The following is a 25,327-nucleotide window of genomic DNA, read 5'->3' as shown; positions in this document are numbered from 1 at the left end:
GCAGTTCGCTGTAAGCCAAGATCATAGTCCATGGAAAAAAGTGGTGAGCCGTGCAGGATTCGAACCTGCGACCCACTGATTAAAAGTCTTATTAGCCCATTTTCGATAGCATAATAACCAATTCGATTGGACAGTATATTCTCTTAAGTAGAAAGAGTTTTGGCGTGCTGAGGTTTCTATAAGACCCTTCCCAACTCTCCGCACTTTGCTTACCTTGTGCTTACCCAAGCCGTTCGAGACCAATATGCCCAACGTTAGATTAACAAAATCAAGTGTCGATCGCCTTTCAGCAACAAACCGGGACACGATCTATTGGGACGACGGTCTGCCGGGTTTTGGACTCCGCGTGAAAACGACCGGCGTCAAAAGCTTCTTAGTTCAATATCGCAACAAACAAACCGGTCGTTCGAAACGCAAGACACTTGGGCGATATGGGCCGACCTTGTCTTTGGGCGCCGCCCGCGAAATAGCACGCGCGCTTCTTGCTGACGTGGTTCGTGGCGCAGATCCTGTCGCCGATGCTCAAAGCCTCAGGCATTCACCAACGGTGAACTCGCTTGCCACGCAATACATGACCGAACATGCGGAACCGAAGAAACGTCCCGGTAGCGTTCGGAATGATCGGTCAATGCTGGACAGATACATTCTGCCCAAGCTTGGGGATCTTAAAGTCATTGAAGTGACGCATCAGCATGTTCAGAAGCTTCACAATCAAATGCGTGATACGCCCTATCAAGCCAATCGCACTCTGGCGCTCATGTCGAAAATGTTTGAACTGTCTGTGCGCTGGGGTCAGCGTTCTGACAATCCGGCGCGCGGCATAGAAAAGTTCCCCGAGGAAAAGCGGGACCGCTGGTTGTCAGACGGTGAGTTGCAAAGACTTTTGGTGGCTCTGTCAGAGCATCCAAATCAGGTTGCAGCGAACGCTATTCGCCTGCAGCTCCTGACAGGCGCACGGATCGGCGAAGTGCTGACGGCAAAATGGGAAGACTTCGATTTGGACCGCGCGGTCTGGACAAAGCCGTCGCACCACACAAAGCAAAAGCGACGAGAGCACCTGCCGATTTCGTCAGCAACCTGTGATTTGCTTGCGGCAATGAAAGCAGAGGCATCTCCTGAAAGTCGTTGGTTGTTTCCGGGACGCTCTCCGGACCAACCGTACAAAGATCTGAAGAAATTTTGGAGCTCGGTCACCACATCAGCAGGTCTTCAAGACTACCGTATCCACGACAATCGGCATACGCATGCGTCGCATCTCGTTTCCAGCGGTCTGAGTCTGCCTATAGTCGGTCGATTACTTGGACACACGAACCCGTCTACCACGCAACGCTACGCGCACCTCGCAGATGACCCGTTGCGGCAGGCAGCGGATGTGATGGGTAAGAAGATCAGCGGTGGCAGTTCCTGAAACCTGAGAATTTCCTGTGCTGAAGACACGCGAGCGGCAATTAGACTGCAGCTGTCGGCACAGTGTCGAAGTTTGGGACGGAAGGGAATGGACGGAGATCTAAGATGTCCAAATCTCTACTTCCCGTTGTCACAACGCGTCGTCCGCCTTGGAACAAAGGCAGACTAGTCGGACAGAAGCGGCCATTGCAGTCAAAGCAAGTCTGGGCCAGTCGCGCTTGGCTCGAACTTGCAAACAAGCTGAGAGACCTTGCATTGTTCAATCTTGCTATCGATAGCAAGTTGCGCGGGTGCGATCTCGTCCGCCTGAGGGTTAACGATCTCGCCGTCGGCTATTCTGTTCGCGATCGGGTATCCGTTGTTCAACGTTAAACTGCGAAGCCCGTGCAATTTGAAGTGACGGAGAATACACGTGAAGTCGTGTCGCAATGGGTCTCTTCTCAATGCATGCATGGACAACGGTATCTGTTTCCAAGTCGTATGCATGCTTTGCCGCATCTTTCGATCCGGCAATACGCTAGGCTTATCCGGGAATGGGTGTCAGCGATTGGTCTCGATCCGTCCAGCTACGGCACGCATTCGCTTAGGCGCACCAAAGCGGCTTTGATATACAGAAAGACCGGAAACCTACGTGCCGTTCAACTTCTGCTCGGTCACAGCAAAGTGGACAGTACGGTGCGTTACCTTGGCGTCGAGCTTGAAGACGCGCTTAGTATTGCCGAACGTATCGATCTTTAACGATTTAGGCGGGCGGGATCGTCCGCTCGCCGCTCCCAAGCAGACTTTCGGAATCTCCCGTTAATCTTCCGCTTCGAGCCCAAAGCCGACAATCGGATTCCGTGGTAAAGACCAGTAGGCAAGGCCAGCGTTCCGAGTTGTTTAGTTCGTAGGGCTGACCGCGTGCAGTCTCCAAGAATTTGGAACGCCCTTCAACTCGTGCTTACCGCAGTCTTGAAACTCGAACGGCGCACCAAGCATCAGTTGCCGCGTGAGATCGGAGGCCAAAACCTGTCCTTCCTGGGCTTGGCCCATCACCCGAGCAGCTATGACCACGCCAAGGCCGCTGATATCCTCGCCGCGAATTTCAATCTCACCAGTGTGAGCGCCGAAGCGTGCGTTAAGGTCGATTGCAGACAATGCTTCACGTAAAGAACCAGCGCAGGCCAGCGCACTTGTAGGAGAACTGAACGTCGCCAGCACGCCGTCGCCGGTGAATTTCACCAGATGACCGCCGTGTCGAGAGATCTGGTTTGCGCAGACGTCATCGTGGCGGTTCATAAGGTCACGCCAATTCTCATCACCGATACGTGCTTGTTGTGAGGTGGACGCGACGAGATCTGAGAACAGAACGGTAGCAAGGGTGCGCTTGGGTTGGATCGTCGCCGATGCTTCGCCGGTGACAAACTCGACGATTGCAGCCGCATAGCTGTCCACGTCGCCTTCCCATGGCACATGCTCATGGCCGGGTATGGTTTTGTATTTAGTGGATGGTATCAAACGCAGAAAATCCTTGGCGCAATCAGCCCCGTTGGGTTCTTCAAATTCGCGATGTATGACCAACGTGGGTTGTGAAATAGAAGGCAGCAATTCCCGGATATCAATCCGGGCAGCCAATTCGAACAGGTTGGCGACTGTAATAGGGGTCGCGCTCATCCTTTGGAAATGCGCCCATGCTTCCTGAGCTTCGGCATCGTCCTCACTTGGGCCAAAAGCCGAGAACGGGTGAGGTTTATAGAGCTTCCCCCAATTCTCTCGAAACTGTTTCAACGCGGATTTAAGGCTTTCAGGGGTCAGGTAACCACGAGTAAGACGGCCTTGAGCGTACCCGCCGCACAAAGCCAGACGTTCGACGCGCTCGGGGCGCATCGCGGCATAGACACAGGCAAGTGAAGCCCCCTCGGAGAAAGCAATGACCGTGGCTGAGGTCATTTCAGTGACATCCATCACAGCCTCTATATCCATGACGCGCTCTTCAAGGGTTGGTGTCCCCTGAATGCGGTCTGACATGCCGTTGCCGCGTTTGTCGAAGGTCACCAATCTTCCCACCGAGCTGAGAGCTGTCATCCATTGCAGGTAGCCCGGATTTTCCATGGACGCTTCCAGATGCGAAATCATTCCGGGGACCAACACAAGATTGCGCGGCCCATCGCCCCAAACTTGATAGGCGATGGATAGCCCGTCGCTTTCGGTGAAAAGGGTCTCCACATTGGCAGTCATGCGCCCCTCCCAGTTGTTCTCTGGCCAATACTCCGCCCATATTTTGAATGTGGTTCCGACGGAGCCAGCGCATGATCATATTGAAGTTCGATTGGCCTATCGGTCAATGATCTCTTTAGTTGAGCGCAACGTGCGTCATGCAAGGATTGTAATAATCAGATAAAAACCGGAGGTCTGCATTTCCGGCGAAGCAGCCGCTCATGCCGAGTGCAGTCAATGGCCGCATCGAGCCCAAAGGCGACTTTCACAGCGATGACCACGTCTCACAAACAGTCTATCTAACTGCCGGATTCGGTGAATAATGCCCAATCTGCTATTCTCGGTTCAAACAAAGGGGAGAAACTAGATGGCGAACGCGTTTTCATATGCTTGTCGGGATTGTGAAGGGATGGCGGCCTGTCCCGCAAGCGTGGTCGCCGAGACCAAGGATGAAGTTTGGAAACTTATGGAACTTCATGCGCAAGTTGCTCATGACGAAAATCCTGCTGATTGGGATGGTGAAACACGGGCCTATCTGGCGACCTTGATTAAACCCGTGAACGTCTGAAACGTGCTCTGGCACAGACGACTGGAGGTCGACATGGCGAGCACATTTGCTCAAATGGAAGAAGAGGAAATTTCGGCTGCTGAAGGCATCTCCGCTGCCGAAGCACTCGCAACATTAGAGAATGACCAAAAAGTACTCTTGGTCGATGTAAGGGACACCGCGGAAATGAACGCCACCGGTGTGTACCCAAATGCTGTAGCTGCGCCCGGCCGCGCAGTTGCTTGGATGGCAGATCTGGAGAGCGAGTATCGGAGTTCGGAATTGCAGGACCGAACCAGGACGATCTTCACAACGTGCGGCGGCGCTCCAAGCTATCGTGGCGCTGCCGCAGCAAACGTCCTGACCTCAATGGGGTTCCAACATGTTCGCTTCGTCGATGGGGGCATGGCAGCTTTGATCAATGCTGGGGCCACCACTCAACGACTTTGATGGTGCTATCTCGTCTTACCAGCCGTCACTTGAAAGGGCGTGGTTACCGCTCCGAGCCCTTACGGACGCGCAAAATAAATTGTGCTACGATGCGCCCGATTTAGGCAGGCAAGTATCCAGGCATCGCCGTTGTTGGAGGATGCACACATGATCATGCGGATTTTTCAGGTGCTTGTGAGGCCAGGCAACGAGAAAGAGTTCAGTAAATTCTTTCACGAAACTGCCATTCCATTGATGAAACGGACCGAGGGCGTCGTCCAAGTCTTTCCGGGCGCCGCAAGATCAGGTTCCCCGAGAGAGTTCAGCTTTGTGATGATTTGGGACAGTCTGGAGTCTCTAAAGGCGTTTGTAGGGGAGGACTATGAAAGCCCCCACATCGATCCGGCAGAAGCCGCACTTGTCGAAGCTCGGTCAATCAAACACCACGACCTGGTGGAGTTGTAAAGCAGACCACCTGCTATCGGCCTCGGGCCCTGGCGGATGTTGCTGTGCGCGTGAGTCAGCACTTTCTGAACGACCAACCAGATAGAGCCTGTTACAGATATGGCGTCCTTTGGGGGCGCACTGTGAGTTCCGTGACGCAGGCGTTGTTGGGCAGCATTACTGCAGTCGAGATTAGCGTTGAAATTTCTTCAAGCTGAATCATTTTGGAGCGGTCTTTGCCTGCGTCGGACACGTCTGGAGTGTTGACAAACCCCGGGTGCACAAGGGTGACCCGAACACCGTCTTCGCGGACATCTTCGAACAGAGCCTTGGCGAAACCAGCCTGCGCATGCCGCAGGGCACAATGAATGGCGTGATTTTTCCAGCCCAGCCAGGATGTAGGCCCGCAGATATAGACAAATGCCCCCTCTGTTTCACGGATCGCAGGCAAGACATGCGCGGTCAGTCTGATGGTTGCCCGCAGCACTTGGTCGATGGATGTGTCCCAATCTGAAAAGCGGTCAATCGAAACAGCGCCGTAGGTGAACTTGGCGGCGCAGTGAACCATCGCGTCCAACCGCTCGCTTTGCAGCGCCCAGTCTGCGAGAGCGGCCACAGAAGTCATGTCGCCCATTTCTGCGGCAAACCATTCGCCCGTGCCACCTGCGGCCTCAACCATGGCAATTGTTTCTTGCAGCGCGTCCTCGCGGCGTCCATGCGCGAGTATGTTCCACCCTTTCGAAGCCAGGTCGATGGCCGTTGCCCGGCCTATTCCACTTGAGGCACCCGTAATCAGAGCTGTTTCAGCCATGAGCATTCCCCGATTTGCTTATGGAAGATTACCACAAACCGCCACCCCACTTAAGAAAGGCCAAACCTGACCTGTTAGTCAAAGCAGCTAAACTGGAAGGCGCGCGTGGATTTCAATTGGGGCAATCAAACCACGTTCGATATTCCTGACCATATGTTGAACCTTAAGCGCGGTGTCATCGCCCATTATAAGATGAAGACCCAAAGGTGGAGGGCCATCTGAACGGCTTTGCGCAGCTGCCAGATCTGCAAAGAACTGTTTGGCGAATGCAGTGCGGTCGATCCGGTCACTCACCTCGAAACCGGCAGATTTCAAAGCAGCTTCATATGTCTCCGGAGAAGTCAGTGCGCTTTGATCTGCAGATGACGCCCAGGGTGCGGGATAGTCCATTTGCCCCTCTCCGACTTGCATAACATCGTAAATCGCAAAAATTCCGCCTGGCCTGAGCACTCGCTTCGCCTCACGGGCGATGCCGACTTTGTCTGAGATGTTCATGCCGACGTGGATCATGTAAGCGGCGTCCATGGAGCCAGTGTCCAGCGGCAATTCCAACACGCTGCCTTCGATGAGTTGAACTCGGTGTGACAAGCCCGTCCATTCTGTAAGAGCGCGACCGGTTTCCACAAACTCGGCGGTTAAATCGACACCGGTCACATACGCCCCGGTGGCCGCCGCCACATAGCGTGCCGGACCCCCGAGCCCACAGCCAAAATCGACAACTCGGCTTTCAGGTGAAAGGCCGAGAGCTTTCACAAAAGGTTCGGTCGCGAGACGCCCGCCAATGTGAAACTCGTCAACCGGCGCCAAAGCGTCGTGGGAAATTGGCGGGGTCAGGTCCAGTGCTGCGCAACCATCGGAAATCCGTTTGAGCAAGTGACCGGAATGGTAATGGTGCGCGACTTCGTTGGGATTGGTCATATTGAAGCTTCCCTAATCGATGCCGTCAGGATACACAGGGTGAGCCAGAATGTCAGCTTCGTCCGCAAAACGGTCATCCATACAGAACGCAGCGAACGGCTGTTCTGAGCCCATTTTTCCGGATACTGCACGATGTTCCAATGACTGTTTTGGGCAGAAATCGGGCTTTGCAAAGCTCCGTGAATCGGCCCGTACTGGACCCTTGATGATGCTCCACCAGGCTTCAATTCGGCTCCAAGAAACGGAACTTGTTTGATAGTGCAGAGATTAGCGATTTTGTTTAAGGATTGCACCGTTTCGCATAATCAACGAAAGCTCTGACACGGGGCGGCATATTGCGCTTGGATAGATAGTTCAGGGAGAACCGGGGCAAATCAGCGGTCTGGCCTTCCAGAACCTGAACCAACCTGCCGTCTTCCAGCAAGCTCTCGACAGAGCTTGCAAAGATATAGGCCAGCCCAAGCCCCGCCTTTGCGCCTTCAAGGATGGAGGTCACGTCGTTGGTGACGATCTTGGGACGCGGCATGACCGAATAGGGGCCGTCTGTGCCTGCAAATACCCACGGGGCCAGCTTGTCAGCACCTGTAATAGCAAAACAGACCCCGCTATGTGCCGCCACATCGGCCGGTTTCTCTAGGGGCGGGCAATTGGCTAGATATTCGGGGGACGCGACAATCGTCATCTTCAGTGTAGGGCCAATTGCGATGGCATATGTATCAGGATCAAGCAGGGTCTCAGCACGGATAGCAGCATCAACCCCGCTGGTTACGAGATCGACTTTTGTTTCGTCATAAATTAGTTCAATCGCCACCGCCGGATGTTCTTTTGCAAATCCTGTGATTAGGGCATCCAGAAACAATTGGCCCGCGGCGGTCGGGGCCGTTAGCCGAAGCGTGCCCGACAGATCTTCGTTTAGGTCGTGAATACTTTTCAGTGCTGTTTCCAGATCATTGATTGCTGGCAGGCTACGGCGAAAAAGAAGTTCGCCCGCTTTGGTCAGGGCGATGGCCCGGGTCGATCTTTCGATCAGGCGCACGCCAAGGCGATCTTCGAACCTCTGGACAGCTTCACTTACCGAACCCGCTCCAAGTTTCAGTTTTTCAGCCGCCGCGCGGAAACCGTTCTCTTGAGCAACCGCCACGAATATCGACACGTCGTTCAACTCATTTCGCCTCATTGTTAGATATTCCTTACATCGCGATCTAAAAATGGCTGTTTATCTAACAAATATCCCTGACTATCTTGCTTGGCAATGGAAACCACACGCTTCGCCACACGCAAAACCGGAGCGAGAAAGTCAAAAGGACAAAGCTGATGAGCACGATGAAAATCTGGGACCTACACATGACATATGACGGCCCCATGACCGAAGAATTTGCCGAGGGCACTAAGCGGTTGGCTGAAAGCATTGCGCAGGAAGCTGGTGTGATCTGGAAAATCTGGACCGTTGATGAAAGCAGTGGTGATTTCGGTTCGACCTATTTGTTCCGGGATCTCGCCGCCCTGGAAACCTACAAGGCGATGCACGTGAAGCGTCTGGCGGCAATCGGTGTCACCGTAACGTCGGACCATGTGTTTGATATCATGGAAGACCTCAGCTCAATCACCAACGCCCCCTTGCGCGAGGTAGTCTGATCAGGATCCCTCTTAAACTTGCGCACATACAAGGAGCTTTCAAATGAGCAATCGAACATTCCTGACCCTTCACAGCACAATCTATGCGTTGTTTGCCTTTGCGCTGTTTTTTCTGCCTGGTTTTCTGTGGCCAAACTACGGATTGGAGCTGAATGACCGCTACGCCTGGTTCCTGTCGCAGCACAACAGCATTTTTCTTGGAGGGATTGCCATTATTGGCTTTCTTCTTAGGGATGTGACCGACGGTGCAACCGCCCGGAAGCTGCTGACCGGGCTGATGGCAACCAACGCACTTGGTTTTGTCGTAACGCTATATGCGGCGCTGACAGGTATCTTCACTGGCTTTGGTTGGTCGGATCCCGCATTCTTTGCGTTTCTTGCGGTGATGAGCTTCCTGCAACTCAAGAAACTTAGTCAGTCCTGATGGTAGGGAACGCGGCTCGGAGCTTTCCGCTCCGAGCTTTCTGCCAATAAGAAGTGGATTTATGTTAAGATCTAGAGCGGAGCTTTCAACAAAGCCACGTGTTTGCCCCCGCAATTAAGGTTCGCTACCTTTCCTGCATGTGAGAATGTAATGTCTGTATTGGGCGCATAGCTGTCTTTGGAGCGATCACATCAAAAGTCCGCTTCAGTCCGCAAAGCAGTTATTGGAAGTTCATCAAGTCAATGTCTGCTTCGCGGACAAAACAGCCTTTCGAAGCACTGCGCTGACGATAGTATGAGAGCCTAGGTTTTCCGATTGAATCGATCCAGCTTGCTTGGTTCAAGAATTTCAATTCGGGCGTATCCAGGACGCAGCCAGCCGCGCTGCGAAAACTCCTTTAAAGTACGGACAACAGTGTTTCGCGACACGTTAGCCATGCGGCCAAGGTCCGCTTGCGACAAGAAGATGGGGCCTCGTTTCATTTCGCCGCGACATTGTAACAACGTCCCAGCGATGCGTCGCATGGGGTCGGGATCAAGGAGTATCTCGATTTTGCGGAATGTTGTGTCGACGTTCTGAGCGGTGATCTGCGCAAATCGGCGCATAGCTTCACTGTCGTGTTTAGAGAGACGCTCCATGGCGTCGAGCGGTAGGAAAAACAGATCAGCCGCTGCGACAGTTCTGAATGTGATCCGCCGTTTTTCTCCCGTGAAGAAAGATATTTCCCCTAACCATGCTCCGGGTGCACTAACGTGTACGAAATGCGGCCCGTCTCTGGCTGGCGCGATTTCGATGGCGGCGGCGCCTCGGAGTATTGCGTAAGCACCGCCGGGTGGATCACCGACGGAAAATATAGTTTCTCCACCTTCAAAATGCAGAATCTGGCCTGCCGCCACAACAGCTTGCTGAAAGCTCTCAGGTTGTAGAGCAAGCCATCCGCGTTCAAGCAATATGCTGTGTAACATTCGCAAAATTTAAAAGAATTGCACCGTGTGGGGCAATTGAAATTTTCAAGAACCTTATCATCAGTGACCTAGCTTGTTTTCAAAATAAGGGGGACTCCAATGAATTTCGGAAAACTGATTTGCTTGTTTGCTTTGACGGCAATTGGCAATACCGCAATCGCGCAAGAAAATGAACGTCCCAATATTTTGGTGATCTGGGGTGACGATATCGGATGGCAGAACTTGTCTTCGTACGGTATGGGCACCATGGGATACACCACGCCCAATATTGACAGGATCGCAAACGAAGGCATTCGTTTCACGGACCACTATGCCCAGCCAAGTTGTACGGCAGGGCGTGCCGCTTTCATCACTGGGCAATATCCAATTCGGTCCGGCATGACGACCGTGGGTCAACCCGGCTCTCCATTAGGTTTGCAGCAGGAATCCCCGTCACTTGCAGACTACATGAACCAGGCAGGCTATCGCACCGGCCACTTCGGCAAAAACCACCTCGGTGATCGCAACGAACACTTGCCGACAATGCATGGTTTCGACGAATTTTTCGGCAATCTCTATCACCTGAACACGCAGGAAGAGGCTGAACAACGCGATTACCAGCGGTTTGGAGAGGAGTTTGCGGGCTCGTTGGAAGCCTATGAAGAACAGTATGGCACACGCGGAGTAATCCACAGCTTCGCCTCGGAAACCGACGATCCGACTGAGCATCCGCGATTTGGCAAGGTAGGAACGCAGACCATTGAGGACACGGGGCCGCTAACCCAAGACCGGATGAAAAACTTCGACGAAGGTGAAGTGATCCCTTTGGCGCTGGACTTCATGTCCGCTTCCAAAGAGGCCGGCGAACCTTTCTTTGTCTGGCTCAATACCAGCCGCATGCATCTTTATACTCGCTTAAATGACGAATGGCGCTACGCAGCCGAAAAATACACATCAGAAGCGGACTTGCACGGCAGCGGCATGCTTCAGCACGACCACGACATTGGCATCGTGCTTGACTGGCTAGACGAACAGGGGCTGACTGAGAACACAATCGTTTGGTACTCGACAGACAACGGGCCAGAGCATTCTTCATGGCCTCACGGTGCGACCACTCCTTTCCGCGGTGAAAAAATGACCACTTATGAAGGTGGAGTCCGGGTGCCATCAATGATCCGTTGGCCAAGCACTCTGGAAGCAGGAAAGGTACTGAACGGCATCCAGGGACATCAGGATATGTTTACATCACTGGCGAGCGCTGCCGGCATCGAGGACATCGCCGCACAAGCTATGGAGCAGGAGCAACAGTTCATCGACGGTGTTGACAACCTCGGCTATTGGAAGGGTGAGCAGGAGCATTCCAACCGTTCTCATATCTTCCACTACTACGAAGCACGCCTCATGGCGGTTCGCATGGGACCTTGGAAGTTCCATTTTGCCACCAAGGAAAACTACTACGATCCCGTTGCGGCCCGCACCGGTGCTCCTTTGGTCTTCAATATCCGAATGGACCCTTTCGAGAGCTTCGATTCAGTCGATTCTTACGGGCATCTCATGCAGAAAGTGTCCTGGCTGATCCAACCAATGGGCACTCTTATGGGCATGCACTTGGGATCTCTTGCGGACCACCCTCCGGTTCAAGGGGGTGAGTCCTTCGACATGTCCAACGTGGTTGAGGACTTCATCAGCAAAGCACTGCAGTAGCTGGTTTTAGACTGTTGGAAACGAAGATTTTTTAGCGAGTGCCTCGGTGAGAGGGGCGGATATTCTCATTCGTCCCTCTGTAATGTCTCGGTTTGCTCAATCGTTTTAATGGGCTCCTTTTGGGCTCTCAGCGGACACCCTCAGCTCGAATATCAAAATTTGAACGACTGAGAAAAACCTGACTGTTAGAAGTCGAGCAGTCAGAGCATCCACTCGACTGGCAGCCACCTTACGACCACTGTCAATGCGCGCTGGAAGCCGTTTGTTTCCGGGTCGTTGGTGTGAACGGTAACTGTTCCGTCTTGTTCTACTTGCAGCCAGATTATCTCGCCGTTGTCGTCAAGCTCGACGCGATACGAAAACTCGGGCTTGTTCAATTGCTCAGCGAGCGAAGCAGCAATTGTTGGACTTTCTATCATGAGGCCCATTTCAGTGTTGAGACGTGCGGATCTGGGATCCAGATTATATGAGCCAATAAAAACCCGTTCTCTATCAGACCCAAAAACTTTTGCGTGCAACCCAGATGCTGATCCGGCCAGAATCTCTGGTAGACTTCGATCGCGATGTTCCTGTCGCAAGGCTCGCAGCTCCAAAAGCTCTACACCGCTGTTCAGAAGATCATCCCTGTATCGCATATACGCCGCATGAACCGGCATCACATCCGTAGCATCTAAAGAGTTGGTTAAAACGCGCACCTTTACTCCGGACTCAGCCAACGATCGCAGAACATCAGCGCCTCTTTCGCCGGGAATAAAATACGCCGATACAAGGTCTAGTGAGATTTGTGATGTATTGGCGAATTCGATCAGTTGTTCGACGATCAGGTCTCCACTTTTGACTTCCCCCAAACCTTTCGCCGGGTCGTCTACAAAAAGGGTGACTTCGCTCCATTCGAATTTCAGATCATGTGCGGCTATTCGGTCGGCCAGTTCGTTTTCCTGGATCGCCTTTTGATAGCCGGCGCCAGCAGCAGTCTGACGCGCTGCGTCGGCCATGGCTTGAAGGCTTTGTTTTAGCGGAGGCTCCAAAAAAAGGTCCGCGTCATAGGATGAAGCACTGTTCCAGTACGCGTCGAATGATTGAGAAACCTCTTCAACAATTGGCCCAATGGCTATCGCATCTACATCCAGGTAGTGCGTTCCAGTTCCATAATCGAAATAAATGTCACCGATGTTTCGTCCGCCGACAATTGTAGCCACGCCGTCTACTGTCATAGACTTGTTGTGCATTCGTCTGTTCAGGCGACTGAAATCAAATACGTAAGACAAAAGCTTGGGGTTTCTCAGCGTAAACGGATTGAAAATGCGCACACTCGCACTGGGCAGAGCGTCCAGTTCGGCAAGCAAACTATCCAATCCGGAGATGCCGTTATCGTCGACCAGCAACCTGACTCGTACGCCTCGCTCGGCTGCTGCCCTAAGCTCGTCTAGAAGCATCAGGCCCGTAACGTCATCCTGCCAAATGTAGTACTGAGCATCGATTGAAGATGTCGCTTCCCTCGCAAGTATGGCCCTAGCCGCAAAAGCGGCGCGTCCATTTCCCAAAGGCCGCACCCCGTCGAGCCCTGGATTCCTATCCAGAGCATTTTGAATAGTTGCTCCCAAGGGTCCGGCCCAATCGGCACCTTGTCTATGTGTCAACTCAGAAAAGTTTTCTTCAGGAAGAGGAAACGCCAACCTTAACCCTACTATGGCGATTGCGATCAACGCTACCACAATCAATAAAATCCTAATTAGCCGCATTTAGGGTCCCGTTGTATTAAATCAGCGTGGCTTTGTTGATGAACTTGAACTATCGACAGACAGTTTTTCAAGAGCTTAGACCGGGGCACAGATTCAGCGCAGCATTTTGCCCACTTTGGGCTCGAAGCCGTCTTCCAAGCATTTTTGATTAACGTCAGCTTTCGGGTTATTTGCAGCCGCTGAATCCCTGCGATTTGGATGGCAAGGTCACGCATTTTGCGGATGGGTCACACCTTTCTGATTCAAGCCACATAATATCAATAACTTAGCCATGGCATGTGTCACGCCTTTATTGGCGGCGGCCACAGATTTTAGAGATCCGAACCCTCACTTTGTTCAACAGAAGCGGACCGAACTTCCTCGTGCCGCAGTGAGCAATTGAGGTTGATATGCCCAAGTTGACACAAGATCAGCTGGCGGAGCGGTGGCACATGTCGCCGCGGACGCTGGAGCAGTAGCGCTGGCTCGGAAAGGGCCCCAGGTTTTTGAAGATCGGCGCGCGCGTTTTATACGATGAAGGAGTGATCGAAGCCTTTGAGGAGGCGCAGGTCTGCCAGAATACATGCGGCCCGATTTCCGGGGAGGGTGTGTAATGGCAAAGTCCTTCCCCTCACACAAAGTCAAATCGCACCTTGTCTACACAGTCTGGGAGGTGGCGGACGTTTTAGGCTGTCATCGCCAGACCGTCATTCGCTGGATTGGGAACAACGGACTTGCGGCTGATACCAGCAGCAAGCCCTGGTTGATCGAAGGACATGTGCTCAAGGACTTCCTCGGACAAAGACAACGCAAGGCGCGGTGCAAGTTGGCATTGCATTACTGCTACTGCCTCAGCTGCAGAGGTCCGCGTGAACCTGACGGCAAGATTGCGGATTATGTTCAGGAAAAAGCTTCCAGCGGCCGCCTAACAGCCCTCTGTCCGACGTGTGGTGCGGTCATGAACAAGATCATTCGCCGTTCAGATCTGGAAGCCATTCAGGCCAAACTGGAGGTCACACTTCAACAAGCCTCCCCAAGATTAGTGTCCTGTACCGAACCCCATTTAAAAGTGACCTTGAAAGAGGAGCCCGAGACCCATGCCAAAACACACCTCGGATAACCTGCGCATCAAGCGCAAACACCTTGTCTGGCTGAAGGACGCAAAGGGGCTGTCGCAATCTTCGATCGACAAAGCCGCAGCATCGATTGCCATCTATGATAAATGGCTCAAAGGTAAGGACTACAGGGCGTTCCATTCAGAAAGGGCGCGCGCGTTCAAACGCCATCTGCAAGGTCTGCGCAATGAACGAACGGGCGCGCCACTGTCGGCAGCTACGATCAACGGAGTGTTGCGCGATGTCATGAAGCTTTTTGACTGGATGGCGGACCAACCGGGGTACAAGTCCAGGATCTCGCGCGCAGACATTGCCTATCTCACGCCGGATCGCAAATCGGAACAAGCCCGTCGAAGCACCCTGTGGAAGCCGCATCCGTCCCCTGAACAAGTAAACCACCTGCTGTCCATCATGCCTGCAGAAACAGTGATCCAGCGCCGTGACCGCGCCCTGATCGCTTTCCTTTTCTTGACCGGATCACGCGAAGGTGCCGCCATCACCCTGCGGCTGGGTCATGTCGATCCAGCCAATAAATGCGTGCAGTTTGACGGCCGTTCCGTGGATACAAAGTTTGGAAAGTCTTTCACGACCAGTTTCTTTCCCTTCGGTGATGATGTCGAAAGGATTCTGCGAGACTGGATCACGGAGCTTCGTCAGGACCATCTTTTCTCGGACACGGATCCTCTGTTCCCAAAGACGCGCGTAGCTGTTGGCCCGTCCAGACGGTTTGAGGCAGTAGGTATCGCGCGCGAGCCGTGGGCCGGCCCGTCGTCTGCGGCCAGGATCTTCAAGCAAGCTTTCGTTAACGCCGGGCTGCCACCATTTTCGCCGCACCGCGTGCGAGATACGATCGCAGAGCTGGCAAAACTTCACTGCAGGACACCAGAGGACTATAAAGCCTGGTCGCAGAACATGGGACACGACGACGTGATGACGACGTTCCGCTCCTATGGTTCTGTTTCACCTGGCCGTCAGGTCGAACTGATGGGGCGGTTTCGCCGCCGTGGACCATTGCCAGACGAGGACGCGGTTATTGATGAATGATCAGCTCCGGTGACGCACCCGAACGACCACGCGCTCGGGAGCAAGCCGGTATCCGTTCCAAGAGAGATTTTCGATCAACTCTTGGGGCTTATCAACTGACAGACCAGCGGACTCGAATCTCTTTGCAATCGTTCTTCGCGCGGTCAGTATTCTCCGCCTAACGACTTCGTCGGTTTCAACGCCTAATTTTTCGACGAGGTCGCCAGACTTTAAGCAGGGATACTCCAAAGGTTCGAGACCTTTGCCTGCTGCACGGAGCCACTCTTCAGCCAAAACGATCAACAGATCCACTGTGGCGTTTTTCTTAAGCTCAATATGTTCGCCGATCAAAACCAAACGTGAGGTTTTGTCGATTTCTATGGTCAGCGGTGGTTGCTCTTTCTCGTTTTTTTCAACTGACGCAGCAGGCACTGCCGGCAAGGTTAAGCCGCTCTGCATCGCACCATATAGACTTGGCAAACTCTGTTCAGGGAACTCGCCGGGTGACTTGCTTTCAAGAGTTTGACGCATCACCGATGTGACAGCCTTTCCATGACGGTTCAGCAAATCTGCGATCATCGACATGGCTGTGTCCGGCGGATTGTCGAGGTGATTGACCGCATCTAACACAACTGGGAAATTTCGGATCAGTGCATCTGGCGTGGCGTTTTCAAACAATACTGCATTGCGCACATAGGACAACGCCATCTCCCGGTCGATGCCGTTCGGTCGAGCGTCCGACATCAGGTCCACGCGATACGCATCTTCAGGGTCAAAACGTTCAAGCCCTATTGAGAGCATCGCAAAACGCCGATCGATACACTGCGAACAGCGACCGCAATGGAAGTATTGATTGGTTTGATTATGCACATCCGCGCAACTGCGCGTCTCGACAATTTGATCTGCCATCCCAAGTTGGGAGATGCGCTCCACGACTTCAGCTTTAGTGCGCGCGAAGTAGGGATTGTCGACGCGCATATCGTTCTCGAAAACAAGCCGCAGAAAACCGGTCAACAGGTTGAGTGCCTTAGGATGGGTCGTTCTCGTCGCCCGCGTTCCAATGACACTGCCAACCGGCGGCAAGTTGAGGCTCACAACGCCGTTTTCATGGAACGACAAGCGGTCCAGTCCGAAGGCCTTTGCAGTGATCGACCCAAGTACCGCGAACAAGAATGAGCGTGTGCGATGCGTTCTTTCCGCAGTCGATCGGCCCTTCAACTGGGCGGTCATGGGAATGTGACGGCACTTTTCCGGTCCGTACCGTTTGCTCAGCGCTGAGATCAGCCGTTTCTGGACCGGCGCTATTTTCGTGGACGAGGCATGACTGACCAAAGCAACCCGATGCTTCTGTTCCACGATTTCTTCCACAGCGCCCGCAAAGGAATCGAGCCCGCCGGAAAACATCAAGACACGGTGGGGCTTCCATGAACTATTTCGGCCGAATTTGAAGAAGCGCGATCGCTCTGCATCCGGTTCGTCTTTGGTCGAAAAAGAAAATTCAAAGCGGTCGCCGGATAGAAACATCAACGTTTCTTCCAGAACCTGTATTACGCTCTCACGTTGCCAGAAATCCAGATCGCGTACCGGCATGGTGGCTACGAACCGTCTGTGCCACTTCTCACCCATCTTCTGATCCGCCAAACCACCACGGCTGACTGCCGCGTCCGCGCAATAAACAAGTGCGGCAATCTCCAGCAAATCGAGCGCACGATCCTGCAATCCCTCGACCAATTGACGGTTCAATTGTCCAATCCGTAGCGTCATTGCGACTTCGCGGTCAGCAATGTCGAGACGCAGGACTTCATCACCGCCGCTTTTTGTCAGGGGCGGCAACCATCTGACTTCAACTTCAGGCAACGGCGCGACGGCGCCCAAACTCCGAGCGCATCTTTTTGAACGCGTAAGCTGTGAACTTGTCTATTGCATCGCGATCAAGCGCCTGCTTCTGCCAGACGGTTTTGCCATACCAGCCGCCCGCATATTCTTCGACAATTCTAGACACTTCAAATGTGTGCTGGGCGAGGGCTTGTTGAAATGCCACTCGCTGTGCATCGGTGGAAAAGCGTCGATCCTCGCCAGTGTGATTGGCGAGTTCCCGGCTCAGATAGTAGTCTAGAGAGCGGTATGTCAGCCGGGCAAAGAAATCCCGCGCGAGTCTTGCAAAAGCATCGCCCGAGGCGAAACTCGCGAGTGCTTGGCGAATTTCTTGCGGTGTCGGTTCAAACAGGGATGGCAACCGGTCGTGCAGCTGAACGGAAAGGCTTTCCAAGAGCGCGGCCTTCGCCAATTCTCCTGCATCTGAGGAACTTCGGAGATCGAAGCTCCTGCCATCAACGGCACGATCCAAACCGGCCAGCAAGCCGGTCACTGAACCGAGTTCCGACGTCGTAATGCCCAAGTCAGCCAAAGCGTCTTCGAAGCCCGGAGCCCTTGCAAGCAAAGGCAGCCTCACGAGGAGATCACTTACAAACTGAAACCTGGGATCACGACTCGCCCGTGCGAGATCGCTCTCAGATGCATCCGCTGCGGCCTCGGCGATCTCTTCGACTGACGCATCGGTTGCGATCAGATCAACGACCTCGCGCCACTTCCTGGACCGAGGCAAAGTGCCAAGCCTGATGTGTCCCATCAGTTCCTCCCTTGTCTGCAGAGTCATGCAACCCTCGGGCGAATTTAAAGGGAAAAATCGGCATCTACGCTTACCCTACGCTTACCCGAAGCGAGTGTTAGGCATGAGATCGCCTCGTAAGTATTTGAAAACAGTGGTGAGCCGTGCAGGATTCGAACCTGCGACCCACTGATTAAAAGTCAGTTGCTCTACCAACTGAGCTAACGGCCCACTCTTTTGTTGGATCTGTTGATCCGTGGCGCTCTTTACGGCAATTCCCCGACCGGGTTCAAGCCCTTATTTTGCGCCTCGTTTCGCCGTAACAACGCGTGTTTCCGGCAACCCGATAGGCGGCCTAATTAGGCAGGTGGCGCTGGAGGGTCAACCCCTTTTTTGAGGAATCTTCGCGACAGGGTGGATTCATGTTCGGACCGACGTTATATGCCCGCCATGCAACAGAGACTCGACACCGGACTGCCCTTCATAAAGATGCACGGGCTGGGCAATGACTTTGTCATTGTTGACGCACGCGCACAGGATGCCCCGATCACACCGACGCTGGCCCGGGGAATCGGGCATCGGCAATTTGGGGTGGGATTCGATCAGTTGGCCGTTATCGAAAAGGGTGAAGCCGACGCGCATCTGGTGTTCTACAATTCCGATGGATCAACTTCTGCCGCCTGCGGCAACGCCACCCGCTGTATTGCACGGTTGCTTATGGATGAGACGGGGCGCTCTGCCCTCAAGCTCACCACGGAACGGGGAACCCTTCATGCGCGGGATGCCGGCGATGGGCTCACCTCGGTCAACATGGGGCACCCGCAGCTGGACTGGCGCGAAGTTCCTCTGGCAGAAGAAATGGATACGCTGGAATTGCCGATCGAAGGCACCCCGACGGCAACGGGAATGGGCAACCCGCATTGCACGTTCTTCGTTGACAACGCCGAAGCGATCCCGTTGGCAGAATTCGGCGCGCGTTACGAATACCACCCGCTTTATCCCGAACGCACTAATGTCCAAGTGGCCCAGGTCATTGGTCCGGATCACATCCGTATGCGCGTATGGGAGCGCGGAGTAGGCATCACTCTGGCATCTGGGTCTTCGTCCTGTGCAACGGCTGTGGCCGCCGCGCGACGGGGGCTGACCGGGTGCAAGGTGCGGATTGATTTGGATGGTGGCACGCTTTGGGTCGACTGGCGCGACGATGGTGTCTGGATGACCGGCCCGACATGTCACGTTTTCTCTGGCACTCTGACGCCTGAATTTCTGAGGTCACTGGGATGAACCCGCCCAAGTTCACCACGTTGGGCTGCCGCCTGAATGCCTATGAAACTGAGGCGATGAAAGAACTGTCGCAACAGGCCGGTCTGACAGACGCTGTGGTGGTGAACACATGCGCCGTGACGGCTGAGGCCGTGCGCAAGGCCCGGCAGGAAATCCGCAAGCTACGGCGCGAGAATCCGAATGCCCGCCTGATCGTCACAGGCTGTGCCGCCCAGACCGAGCCCGAAACCTTTGCGCAGATGGACGAGGTCGATGCGGTCATCGGTAACACTGAAAAGATGCAGCCCGAGACCTGGCAAGGCATGGCGACTGATTTCATCGGTCAGACCGAGGCGGTGCAGGTGGATGACATCATGTCGGTCACCGAAACGGCCGGCCATCTGATCGACGGATTCGGCACCCGCTCGCGCGCCTATGTGCAGGTCCAGAACGGTTGTGACCACCGCTGTACCTTCTGCATCATTCCCTATGGCCGGGGCAACTCGCGCAGCGTGCCGGCCGGTGTGGTGGTGGATCAGATCAAGCGGCTTGTCGACAAGGGCTATAACGAGGTCGTGCTGACCGGGGTCGATCTGACATCCTGGGGCGCCGACCTGCCCGCAAGCCCCAAACTGGGCGATCTTGTCATGCGCATCCTCAAGCTGGTGCCCGACCTGCCGCGCCTGCGCATCAGCTCGATCGATTCGATCGAGGTGGACGAGAATCTGATGCAGGCCATCGCAACCGAGCCGCGCCTGATGCCGCATCTGCACCTGTCGCTTCAGCACGGCGACGATCTGATTCTAAAGCGCATGAAACGCCGCCATCTGCGCGACGACGCCATCCGCTTTACCGAAGAGGCACGCAAGCTGCGCCCCGACATGACCTTTGGTGCGGATATCATCGCAGGCTTCCCGACCGAGTCCGAAGCGCATTTCGAAAACTCGCTGAAGCTGATCAGCGACTGCGACCTGACTTGGCTGCATGTCTTCCCCTATTCCAAGCGTGAAGGCACACCGGCGGCCCGCATACCGCAGCAGGTGAATGGAACGGTCATCAAGGATCGCGCCGCCCGCTTGCGCGCAGCAGGCGACGCTCAGGTCACAAAGCACTTGTCACAACAAATCGGCAAAACCCATCACATCCTGATGGAAAGCCCGCACATGGGCCGAACCGAGCAATTCACCGAAGTGTCCTTTTCGGCCCCCCGGACCGAGGGCGAGATCGTGACGGCGGCAGTCACCGGTCATACTCAAACCCAGCTGATCGCGTGATGGCGTCGGCTGCCGGCGGCATTCATTGCCCGGTCACGGCAGCGAGGGCGGCCGTGTCGTAGAATTCCTGATATTCGCAGACCCGGTCGCCGCAGAACTTGCAAATGACAACGACCGGCGTTTCGACCTTCTGGCCGCTGGCTTTGTGTGTCCAGGCCGTGACGCCCACCCCGACGACCCGGTCGTCCTGGGCTATGGTGTCCTTCAACGTCCAGTGGACCATTTCGAAGGCATCCGTCAATTCCTTCAGATATTGGTGCATCTGACCCTGCCCCTTGCGGGCGCAACTGAAGTCCAGCCCGTTTTTCCCGTCGCCAAGGGACCGGATGCAGATATCGTCGGTCGTGTAGTCGTCCCACATTTTCAGGTTCGAACCCTTGGATTCGTTCCATCTGGAAAAGGCCTCGCGCAGTTTCGCGGCATTCGACAAAGCGTTCATGACAATTCACTCCAAAATGACTTCTACAATGCAACCAGCGTCGTGCTGCACGGGGTTCGCGTCAAGGAAGAAGTTGTCGAGCGGTTTCAAAGAAAAAGCCCCGTGCGACGCACGGGGCCTTTTTAATTTTCTTAAACCTACCCTGACGGATCAGGCGGATTTCTTGCCCTTGTGCGGAGCCCACAGGCGCTTGTTGACCAGATAGAGAAGCACCGACAGAACGGTGAGGAAAATCACGCCAACAAAGCCGGCGTTCTTGCGCTCCATCATCTTCGGCTCGGCCGCCCACATCAGGAACGCCGCGACGTCCTCTGACATGTGTTCGACAGAGTTCGAGTGCCCGTCAGCAAACTCGACCTGTTCATCCGCCAGCGGCGGTGCCATCGAAATCCAGCCGCCGGGGAAGGCCTTGTTTTCGTAGAGGACAGTGCCTGCCTCTTCCTTCTCTTCACCAGTATAGCCGTCCAGCAGTGAGGCGATGTACTCGGCTCCGCCCATGCCTTTGACCAGCTGATTGATGCCCAGACCGTAAGGTCCGTGGAAGCCCGCGCGGGCCTTGGCCATCAGGCTCAGGTCCGGTGCGCCGACACCGTTGTTGGCCGGGAAGTGGTCAGTCGGAATCGCCGGGCGGAAATCGTCCAGCTCGGGGTCGAACACTTCGAAGTTGCCCGCTGCATAAGCGATAACTTCTTCTTCCGAATAGCCCAGCGCTTCCAGATCGCGCAGAGGCACATATTGCAGACCGTGGCAGGCTGCGCAGACCTCGGTATAGATCTGCAGGCCGCGCTGCAGCTGATGCTGGTCCCAGGTACCGAAGGGACCTTCGAACGAGAAGTCGAAGTCTTCGATATGCTGCTCACCCCCACCTGCTGCAATGGATGCAACAGGGGTCAGGGCCAAGGCAAACGCGGCGCCGATTGCAAGTTTCTTGAACATGTTTCCGGTCCCTCTTCTTACTCGGCCGGCGTGGCTTTGGCGTCAGCCTTGCCATAATGCGCGTTGAAGTCTTCTTCGATGGTCTCGGGCTGTGCCAGAGGCTTCTCGATCACTCCGAGGATCGGCAGGATCACGAAGAAATAGGCGAACCAGTAGGCGGACGCGATCAGCGAGAAGGTCGCATAGGGCTCTTCCGCGGGCATCGCACCCAGCCACATCAGGGCAAAGAAGTCGATGACCAGCAGGTAGAACCACCATTTGAACATCGGACGGTACTTGCCCGAACGCACGTTCGAGGTGTCCAGCCAGGGCGCCAGCGCCATGGCCAGGATCGCACCGAACATCGCCAGAACACCGAAGAACTTAGCATCAATGATACCGCCGGTGATGAAGCTGGCGAATTGAACGACCCAGACCTCACCGGTGAACGCGCGCAGGATCGCGTAGAACGGCAGGAAGTACCATTCGGGAACGATGTGTGCAGGTGTCACCAGAGGGTTGGCTTCGATGTAGTTGTCCGGGTGGCCCAGATAGTTCGGCATAAAGCCCACGACGGCCCAGAACACGACCAGGATCACGGCTAGGGCGAAGAGATCCTTGATCACGAAGTACGGCCAGAACGGCAGCGTGTCTTTCTCGGCCTCAGCTTTCGAGCCCCGGCGCACTTCAACACCTGTCGGGTTGTTGTTGCCGGTGGTGTGGAAGGCCCAGATATGCACCACAACCAATGCCGCAATGATAAACGGCAGCAGATAGTGCAACGAGAAGAAGCGGTTCAGCGTGGCGTTGTCCACGGCGGGCCCACCCAGCAGCCAGGTCTGCAGCGCGTCACCAACAAACGGGATCGCACCAAACAGGCCGGTGATCACAGTCGCACCCCAGAAGGACATCTGACCCCAGGGCAGAACATAGCCCATGAAGGCGGTGCCCATCATCATCAGGTAGATCAGCATACCAATGATCCACGTGATTTCACGCGGGGCTTTGTACGAGCCGTAGAACAGGCCGCGGAACATGTGGATGTAAACCGCAACAAAGAACAGCGACGCGCCATTCATGTGCAGATAGCGGATAAAGTGACCGCCATTCACGTTGCGCATGATGTGCTCGATGCTGGCAAAGGCCAGATCGACATGCGGGGTATAGTGCATCACCAAAACGATACCGGTGATGATTTGCAGCGCCAGGCAGAACGCCAGAACGATGCCCCAGATCCACCACCAGTTCAGGTTCTTGGGGGTCGGGATCATAAGGGTATCGTACAGCAGGCCGACAATCGGCAGGCGGCTGTTCAGCCACTTCTCGCCGTTTGTCTTCGGCTCGTAATGATCGTGGGGAATTCCGGACATAAGTTTGGGTCTCCCTTAGCCGAGTTTGATTGTGCTGTTGTCCACCCATTCTGCGGGCGGGACAGGCAGGTTCTCAGGCGCGGGGCCTTTACGGATACGACCGGCGAGGTCGTAGTGCGAGCCGTGGCACGGGCAGAACCAGCCACCGAAGTCGCCGGCATCCCCCAGAGGCACACAGCCGAGGTGCGTACAAACGCCCATCTGAACGATCCAAGCACCCGGCGCTTCGCCTTCCGGTGACGGCATGACACGGTTTGCGTCAGTCGCAGGCGCATCTGCGCTCAGGTTGAAGTTGCGTGCCAGCGGATCTGGCAGCGCATCAACACCTTCGGCGTCCTGTTCCTGGGCTTCCTGAATCTCGGCACCGGTGCGGTGACGGACAAAAACGGGTTTTCCCAGCCATTTTACCGTCAGTTGCGTGCCCGGCTCGACGCCGCTCACATCCACACGGATCGAGGACAGCGCCTGAACGTCTGCCGACGGGTTCATTTGGTTGATCAGTGGCCATACGGCTGCACCCGTTGCAACGACACCTGCGCCGCCAGCGACGTAGTACAGGAAATCTCTGCGGGTGCCTTCGTGGTCTTCTGCGTGGGACACGAGGTTATCTCCGATTATCTGGCGCCCGCGGACGGGCAAATAGCTCGCGCACCGCACGAATGCGGTGTCTTAACCGCGCTTACTATCGGGGAGAATAGTGTTCGTCCAGCGTTCATAAACGCGCAATACGCCGCATGTGTCCCTTCATGCACGTGACGAGGGGCTTTTTTTGGTGATTCTCGTCCGCAACTTTACCTGCGGCTTCGAATCAACGGGGATTGATTCGAACTTCGAACTCAGTTTTGCAGGCGAAATCCAGCCCGATTCTGACCACCAGTCGGCCAGTCATTTGAGAGCGTATTCTTGACAATCAGCATCGCGAAGCAGCGATTGTCTGCTGGGTAAATCATATTTGCCAAATAGATGATTTAAATCGAAAATTGAGCGCAATTACACAGTTGCACTTTTTGCGTGAATACCGGACAGCGCAAAAACGCGCGAACTCCTGCAAGGAGACCCCAATGTCAAAAATCACCCTGGCCACTGCGATACTCACATTGGCCCTGTCCTCGCAAACACTTGCGGCAGGTGATCCAGCGAAAGGCGAGGCGATGTACAACCGCTGTTCATCGTGTCATGCGATCATCAAGGACGGCGAAGTACTGGTCAAAGGCGGAATCACCGGCCCGAATCTCTATGGTGTCGTCGGACGTGTCGCCGGGTCCGAGAATGACTATCGCTACGGCAGCGAGCGCCTGCCGGTCGGTATGTTCACCGATGACATGATCCGTGCTGGCGAAGAAGGTCTGATCTGGACCGAAGAAAACATTGCCGCCTATTCCAAAGACCCCATCGGTTTCATCAAAGAGTATCTGGATGACGAAACCGCCCGCCCGAACATGAGCGTCAAGCTCAGGAAAGGCGCGGAAGATATCGCCGCCTATCTGGCAACTTTCAGTTCCGAGTAATCCTGTTTCCCGGTGCTGGTTACGCCTTGTGCATCAAGGCGGCCAGCTGACCGGTTTCACTGCCAAATCCGCCGGGCACTTTGTCGGCAGCAGCGATTCTTGCATCCTCCGGCTTGTTCTGGCCCAGTTTCCAGGTGCCCTGGATATCCTCTACCTGCATCCGGCATGGTACGATCATCCGCATCATTCTGGCCAACGCGTCATCAGACATTTTCCCGGTGACCCATGGCGCTTTGGGCAGCAGTCGATCTTCAAAGAATGCCGTTTGTCGATCCAGCAAATCACGCAGCTCGTCCTGCGGGCGCAGTTCAAGCCGTCCGGTCAGGTGCACGGCAACATAGTTCCAAGTCGGAACCTGATCGGCGACACCGTACCAGTCGGGCGAGACATAGCCATCAGGCCCCTGCACCGCAATCCTGACCTCTTTCGGCCCGTGCAGCATACGGACAATCGGGTTTGATCGCACCAGATGAAGATCGACCACCGCACCGTCCTCAGACAGCAGAAAGGGCACGTGACTGATCAATGGCGCGCCGTCGCCGGAAATCGCCAGAACGCCAAAAGCCCGGTCGCGGGCGAATTCAATATGACGCGCACGATCCTCGGCGCGGAAGGCTGGATTTGGGTGCATA

The 25,327-nt window shown here is 54.8% G+C and carries 25 protein-coding genes, 1 tRNA gene and 1 pseudogene; 13 read left to right on the top strand and 14 right to left on the bottom strand.

Going from position 1 to position 25,327, the window contains the following annotated elements; all coding sequences use genetic code 11:
• Nucleotides 1-244 precede the first annotated feature (244 nt).
• Complete coding sequence (locus I9184_RS16165) at nucleotides 245-1,408, top strand: site-specific integrase (protein WP_209835155.1); 1,164 nt, start codon at nucleotides 245-247, stop codon at nucleotides 1,406-1,408.
• 104 nt (nucleotides 1,409-1,512) lie between these two features.
• A pseudogene (locus tag I9184_RS16160) lies at nucleotides 1,513-2,145 on the top strand (tyrosine-type recombinase/integrase).
• A gap of 141 nt (nucleotides 2,146-2,286) precedes the next feature.
• Here the strand turns inward: I9184_RS16160 and I9184_RS16155 are convergent.
• The gene (locus I9184_RS16155; RefSeq protein ID WP_209835154.1) at nucleotides 2,287-3,624 is read right to left on the bottom strand and encodes an adenylate/guanylate cyclase domain-containing protein; all 1,338 of its coding nucleotides are present in this window, start codon (nucleotides 3,622-3,624) and stop codon (nucleotides 2,287-2,289) included.
• A 346-nt stretch (nucleotides 3,625-3,970) separates the two neighbouring features.
• Between I9184_RS16155 and I9184_RS16150 the strand changes: the two genes are divergently transcribed.
• From I9184_RS16150 to I9184_RS16140, 3 genes are all read left to right on the top strand, one after another.
• Nucleotides 3,971-4,171 carry a DUF1059 domain-containing protein gene (locus I9184_RS16150; protein ID WP_170745557.1) on the top strand — a complete coding sequence of 67 codons (201 nt, stop codon included), beginning with the start codon at nucleotides 3,971-3,973 and terminating at the stop codon, nucleotides 4,169-4,171.
• 33 nt (nucleotides 4,172-4,204) lie between these two features.
• On the top strand, nucleotides 4,205-4,600 hold the full coding sequence (locus I9184_RS16145; RefSeq protein WP_209835153.1) for a rhodanese-like domain-containing protein: 396 nt from the start codon (nucleotides 4,205-4,207) through the stop codon (nucleotides 4,598-4,600).
• 147 nt (nucleotides 4,601-4,747) lie between these two features.
• A complete protein-coding gene (locus I9184_RS16140) occupies nucleotides 4,748-5,044 on the top strand; it encodes a hypothetical protein (protein WP_209835152.1) in 297 nt (98 codons plus the stop codon).
• 91 nt (nucleotides 5,045-5,135) lie between these two features.
• Here the strand turns inward: I9184_RS16140 and I9184_RS16135 are convergent, their stop codons facing one another.
• From I9184_RS16135 to I9184_RS16125, 3 genes are all read right to left on the bottom strand, one after another.
• Entirely contained in the window at nucleotides 5,136-5,834 is a 699-nt protein-coding gene (locus tag I9184_RS16135) for an SDR family oxidoreductase (RefSeq protein ID WP_171638483.1), read from the bottom strand.
• Nucleotides 5,835-5,921: 87 nt separating this feature from the next.
• Nucleotides 5,922-6,752, bottom strand: a complete 831-nt coding sequence (locus I9184_RS16130) for a class I SAM-dependent methyltransferase (protein ID WP_209835151.1) — start codon at nucleotides 6,750-6,752, stop codon at nucleotides 5,922-5,924.
• A gap of 280 nt (nucleotides 6,753-7,032) precedes the next feature.
• Complete coding sequence (locus tag I9184_RS16125) at nucleotides 7,033-7,929, bottom strand: LysR family transcriptional regulator (RefSeq protein WP_171329880.1); 897 nt, start codon at nucleotides 7,927-7,929, stop codon at nucleotides 7,033-7,035.
• Nucleotides 7,930-8,066: 137 nt separating this feature from the next.
• Here I9184_RS16125 and I9184_RS16120 point away from each other — a divergent pair, with 137 nt between their 5' ends.
• Both I9184_RS16120 and I9184_RS16115 read left to right on the top strand, forming a co-directional pair.
• On the top strand, nucleotides 8,067-8,387 hold the full coding sequence (locus I9184_RS16120; protein WP_171364712.1) for a monooxygenase: 321 nt from the start codon (nucleotides 8,067-8,069) through the stop codon (nucleotides 8,385-8,387).
• A gap of 43 nt (nucleotides 8,388-8,430) precedes the next feature.
• The gene (locus I9184_RS16115) at nucleotides 8,431-8,811 is read left to right on the top strand and encodes a hypothetical protein (RefSeq protein WP_171329884.1); all 381 of its coding nucleotides are present in this window, start codon (nucleotides 8,431-8,433) and stop codon (nucleotides 8,809-8,811) included.
• Nucleotides 8,812-9,113: 302 nt separating this feature from the next.
• Here the strand turns inward: I9184_RS16115 and I9184_RS16110 are convergent, their stop codons facing one another.
• On the bottom strand, nucleotides 9,114-9,776 hold the full coding sequence (locus tag I9184_RS16110; protein ID WP_171638480.1) for a Crp/Fnr family transcriptional regulator: 663 nt from the start codon (nucleotides 9,774-9,776) through the stop codon (nucleotides 9,114-9,116).
• Nucleotides 9,777-9,875: 99 nt separating this feature from the next.
• On the opposite strand from I9184_RS16110, the gene I9184_RS16105 reads away from it, so the two are divergent.
• Entirely contained in the window at nucleotides 9,876-11,459 is a 1,584-nt protein-coding gene (locus I9184_RS16105; RefSeq protein WP_171638478.1) for an arylsulfatase, read from the top strand.
• A gap of 200 nt (nucleotides 11,460-11,659) precedes the next feature.
• On the opposite strand, the gene I9184_RS16100 is transcribed toward I9184_RS16105, so the two are convergent.
• Nucleotides 11,660-13,174 (bottom strand): phospholipase D family protein, encoded by a 1,515-nt coding sequence (locus I9184_RS16100; protein WP_348539540.1) that lies wholly within the window; start codon nucleotides 13,172-13,174, stop codon nucleotides 11,660-11,662.
• Between the two features lie 619 nt (nucleotides 13,175-13,793).
• On the opposite strand from I9184_RS16100, the gene I9184_RS16095 reads away from it, so the two are divergent.
• Both I9184_RS16095 and I9184_RS16090 read left to right on the top strand, forming a co-directional pair.
• Nucleotides 13,794-14,300 (top strand): helix-turn-helix domain-containing protein, encoded by a 507-nt coding sequence (locus tag I9184_RS16095; RefSeq protein WP_209835149.1) that lies wholly within the window; start codon nucleotides 13,794-13,796, stop codon nucleotides 14,298-14,300.
• Complete coding sequence (locus I9184_RS16090; protein ID WP_209835148.1) at nucleotides 14,278-15,339, top strand: site-specific integrase; 1,062 nt, start codon at nucleotides 14,278-14,280, stop codon at nucleotides 15,337-15,339. The genes I9184_RS16095 and I9184_RS16090 overlap by 23 nt, the downstream gene beginning before the upstream one ends.
• Here I9184_RS16090 and I9184_RS16085 read toward each other — a convergent pair whose 3' ends face one another.
• From I9184_RS16085 to I9184_RS16075, 3 genes are all read right to left on the bottom strand, one after another.
• The gene (locus I9184_RS16085; protein ID WP_245218174.1) at nucleotides 15,340-17,193 is read right to left on the bottom strand and encodes a 7-cyano-7-deazaguanine synthase; all 1,854 of its coding nucleotides are present in this window, start codon (nucleotides 17,191-17,193) and stop codon (nucleotides 15,340-15,342) included.
• Nucleotides 17,168-17,974: a hypothetical protein gene (locus I9184_RS16080; RefSeq protein ID WP_245218173.1), complete on the bottom strand. Its 807-nt coding sequence runs from the start codon at nucleotides 17,972-17,974 to the stop codon at nucleotides 17,168-17,170. Before I9184_RS16080 ends, I9184_RS16085 begins: the two co-directional genes overlap by 26 nt.
• Before the next feature lie 107 nt (nucleotides 17,975-18,081).
• Nucleotides 18,082-18,157: transfer RNA gene (locus I9184_RS16075), tRNA-Lys, on the bottom strand.
• A 210-nt stretch (nucleotides 18,158-18,367) separates the two neighbouring features.
• Between I9184_RS16075 and dapF the strand changes: the two genes are divergently transcribed.
• Both dapF and mtaB read left to right on the top strand, forming a co-directional pair.
• Nucleotides 18,368-19,210 carry a diaminopimelate epimerase gene (gene dapF, locus I9184_RS16070; RefSeq protein WP_209835147.1) on the top strand — a complete coding sequence of 281 codons (843 nt, stop codon included), beginning with the start codon at nucleotides 18,368-18,370 and terminating at the stop codon, nucleotides 19,208-19,210.
• Nucleotides 19,207-20,463 (top strand): tRNA (N(6)-L-threonylcarbamoyladenosine(37)-C(2))-methylthiotransferase MtaB, encoded by a 1,257-nt coding sequence (gene mtaB, locus I9184_RS16065; RefSeq protein ID WP_209835146.1) that lies wholly within the window; start codon nucleotides 19,207-19,209, stop codon nucleotides 20,461-20,463. The genes dapF and mtaB overlap by 4 nt, the downstream gene beginning before the upstream one ends.
• Before the next feature lie 22 nt (nucleotides 20,464-20,485).
• On the opposite strand, the gene I9184_RS16060 is transcribed toward mtaB, so the two are convergent.
• From I9184_RS16060 to petA, 4 genes are all read right to left on the bottom strand, one after another.
• Complete coding sequence (locus I9184_RS16060) at nucleotides 20,486-20,902, bottom strand: nuclear transport factor 2 family protein (protein ID WP_171638461.1); 417 nt, start codon at nucleotides 20,900-20,902, stop codon at nucleotides 20,486-20,488.
• Nucleotides 20,903-21,052: 150 nt separating this feature from the next.
• Nucleotides 21,053-21,838: a cytochrome c1 gene (locus I9184_RS16055; RefSeq protein ID WP_171638459.1), complete on the bottom strand. Its 786-nt coding sequence runs from the start codon at nucleotides 21,836-21,838 to the stop codon at nucleotides 21,053-21,055.
• Nucleotides 21,839-21,855: 17 nt separating this feature from the next.
• On the bottom strand, nucleotides 21,856-23,187 hold the full coding sequence (petB, locus tag I9184_RS16050; protein ID WP_171638457.1) for a cytochrome b: 1,332 nt from the start codon (nucleotides 23,185-23,187) through the stop codon (nucleotides 21,856-21,858).
• A 15-nt stretch (nucleotides 23,188-23,202) separates the two neighbouring features.
• Entirely contained in the window at nucleotides 23,203-23,787 is a 585-nt protein-coding gene (petA, locus tag I9184_RS16045; RefSeq protein WP_152459513.1) for a ubiquinol-cytochrome c reductase iron-sulfur subunit, read from the bottom strand.
• Between the two features lie 461 nt (nucleotides 23,788-24,248).
• Here petA and I9184_RS16040 point away from each other — a divergent pair, with 461 nt between their 5' ends.
• Nucleotides 24,249-24,695 (top strand): cytochrome C, encoded by a 447-nt coding sequence (locus tag I9184_RS16040; protein WP_171638455.1) that lies wholly within the window; start codon nucleotides 24,249-24,251, stop codon nucleotides 24,693-24,695.
• Between the two features lie 19 nt (nucleotides 24,696-24,714).
• Here I9184_RS16040 and I9184_RS16035 read toward each other — a convergent pair whose 3' ends face one another.
• A complete protein-coding gene (locus tag I9184_RS16035; protein ID WP_171638453.1) occupies nucleotides 24,715-25,326 on the bottom strand; it encodes an FMN-binding negative transcriptional regulator in 612 nt (203 codons plus the stop codon).
• Between the last annotated feature and the right edge of the window lies 1 nt (nucleotide 25,327).

Source organism: Ruegeria sp. HKCCE3926 (assembly GCF_017872515.1).
GTDB lineage: Bacteria > Pseudomonadota > Alphaproteobacteria > Rhodobacterales > Rhodobacteraceae > Ruegeria.
This window is presented reverse-complemented; position numbering and strand designations above follow the sequence as displayed.